The organism is Bradyrhizobium sp., assembly GCF_049798375.1.
Lineage (GTDB): Bacteria > Pseudomonadota > Alphaproteobacteria > Rhizobiales > Xanthobacteraceae > Bradyrhizobium.
The window spans coordinates 1-2,750 of sequence record NZ_JBARGP010000811.1 but is presented as its reverse complement, the minus strand read 5'-3'; the positions used below and the strand labels follow the sequence as shown (position 1 = coordinate 2,750).

Genomic DNA, 2,750 nt, shown 5'->3' with positions numbered 1-2,750 from the left:
CCTCCAGGCTGTCGCAGGAGGAACTCGCGGACCGCATCCAGGCCGACGGCGTCGACATCCTGATCGACCTCTCCGGTCATTCGGCCGGCAACCGGCTGCCGGTATTCGCCGCCAAGCCGGCGCCGATCCAGGTCACCGCCTGGGGCAGCGGCACCGGCACCGGCCTTAAAACCATCGACTACTTCTTCGCCGATCCGGTGACGGTGCCGCAGGAGGTACGTCACCTCTTCGCCGAAGAGGTCTACGACCTGCCGGCGGTCATCACCACCGATCCGATGCCGGGCGCGCAGGCGACACCGCTGCCGATGCTGAGCAACGGTCATGTCACGTTCGGCGTGTTCAACCGCATCGACAAGATTTCGGAGCCGGCGCTTGCCGTGTGGTCGCGGCTGATGCGGGAGCTGCCGACATCGAAGATCGTGATCAAGAATGGCGCGCTGGATGATCAGCTGCTGCGCGACGGTCTGATCGCCCGCTTCGTCGCGCATGGCATACCGCATGAGCGCGTCACCTGTCTTGGATCGTCGGCGCGCATCGAGCATCTGAAGCAATTTGCCGAGATCGACATCTCGCTCGATCCGTTCCCGCAGAACGGCGGCGTCAGCACCTGGGAATCGCTGCAGATGGGCGTGCCCGTCGTCGCCAAGCTCGGCTTGAGCGCGGCTTCGCGCGCGGCCGCCGCCATCGTGACGGCCGTCGGGCTTGGCGACTGGGTGGCGGACGATGACGACGGTTACATCGCAATCGCGCTGAAGCACGCATCGCAGCCGTCGGAGCTGGCGAAGCTGCGCGCGGAGCTGCCCGGCAAGGTCGGAAGCTCGGCGGCCGGCAATGTCGTGACCTACACGCGCAAGGTCGAGGAAGGTTACCGCAATTTCTGGCGCCGCTACTGCGCCGCCAACGCAGGATGACGCCGCACAGCGCACCGTCTGGAGATCGCCCTTGAGCAATGTCGGTTCGCGCGCGTTCCAGAACGCGCGACTGCAGAAGAAGAACCGCAAGCGGGCGGACGCGCTGCTGCCCTCTGCGGTCGCGGCCTATCGCGCCGGCAAGCGTGCCGAGGCGCAGGCGATCTGCGCTCAGGTGTTGGCGCTTGCGCCTGACCATTTCGATGCGCTGCATCTGCTTGGTGTCGTCACCCTTGACAGCGGCCGGCCTGATGTCGCGGTGCAGGCGCTGACACAAGCAACCACAATCGATCCGCGGCATGCCGAGGCGCTCGGCAATCTCGGCCTCGCGCTATTCAGCCAGAAGCGCTTTGAGGAGGCCCGCAAGGCGCAGGAACGCGCCATCGCGCTCAAGCCGAATGTCGCGACCGCGCACACCAATCTCGGCAACACGCTGATGCGGCTCGGCGACGCCGAGCAGGCGATCGCAGCGCACGAGCGGGCGGTTGCAGTGAAGCCCGACTATGCGGACGCCTATTGCAACAGAGGCATGGCGCAGCTCTTGCTCGCCTTGAACACGGACGCCAATCAGAGCTTCGATCGCGCGCTGTCGCTCAACCCGCGCCACATGGAGGCGATGTTCGGCAAGGGGCTGGCCAGCATCAATCTGCGCCATTTCGACGATGCGCGTGCCGCCTTCGATGCCGCGCTCGCGATCAGGCCTGGCGCGCCCTCGGTTCTGGCCCAGCGCGGCCGGCTGCATCAGCAGGTCGGACGGTTCGATCAGGCCAAGGCGGATTACGACGCTGCGTTGGCGGGGGACCCGATGCAGGACATCGCGTTGCTCGGGTCAGCCCAGATCAACGTGCTCAGGGACAACATCGCGCCGGCTATGGAGGCGTGCCGCAAGGTGCTTGCGCAGAACCCGGCCTCGGAGGTGGCCTGGACCTGGCTCGGTGCCTGCTTCGTCAAGCAGGGCGAGGTCGCCACAGCGTTGCAGCATTTCGACCGGGCGCTGGAGATCAAGCCCGACTACGGCGATGCGATTACCTCGAAGATTTTCGCGCTCGAATTCATGCCCGGCGCCGACTTCGCAGAGCATCAGGCGGCGCGGCGTGAATGGTGGCACCGGATCGGCGCGCAGATCTCGCAACGGACGCCGCTCGCACGCGATCTCGATCCGGAGCGGCGGATCACCGTCGGCTATATCTCTTCTGACTTCCGCGGGCATTCCGCCGCGTTGACCTTCCTGCCGGTGCTACGACATTGCGACAAGCGACAGTTTCGCATCGCCTGCTATTCCTGTTCGCCGCTGCAGGACCACATGACCGCGCAGTGCCGCGCCGCCACCGATGTCTGGGTCGATGCCTGGCAGATGTCCGACGATGAGCTGTCGGCGCGGATCGAGGCCGACCAGGTCGACATCCTGGTTGATCTCTCGGGCCATTCGGCCGGCAACCGGCTCACCGTGTTTGCCCGCAAGCCGGCGCCGATCCAGGTCACCGCCTGGGGCAGCGGCACCGGCACCGGGGTGCCGACCATCGACTACTTCTTCGCCGATCCGGTCACCGTGCCCGAGACTGTACGGCATCTCTTCGCCGAACAGGTCTATGATCTGCCAGCGGTGATTACCACCGATCCGTTGCCGGGCGTGCAGCCGACGCCGCTGCCGATGCGTGCGACCGGACATGTAACGTTCGGCGTCTTCAATCGGATCGACAAGATCTCCGATCCGGCGCTCGTCGTGTGGTCGCGGCTGATGCAGGCGTTGCCGGACGCGCGGATCGTGATCAAGAACGTCGCGCTCGACGATGCCTTTTTGCGCGATCGCCTGGTCGGACGCTTCGTCGCGCATGGCGTGGC

The 2,750-nt window shown here is 66.0% G+C and carries 1 protein-coding gene and 1 pseudogene; both read left to right on the top strand.

Annotation, left to right across the window (positions count from 1 at the left end):
- Positions 1 to 911: pseudogene (locus WA702_RS30705) on the top strand (tetratricopeptide repeat protein); the annotation flags it as partial.
- A gap of 31 nt (positions 912 to 942) precedes the next feature.
- On the top strand, positions 943 to 2,750 hold a 1,808-nt coding region (locus WA702_RS30700; protein ID WP_425114289.1), incomplete at its 3' end, for a tetratricopeptide repeat protein.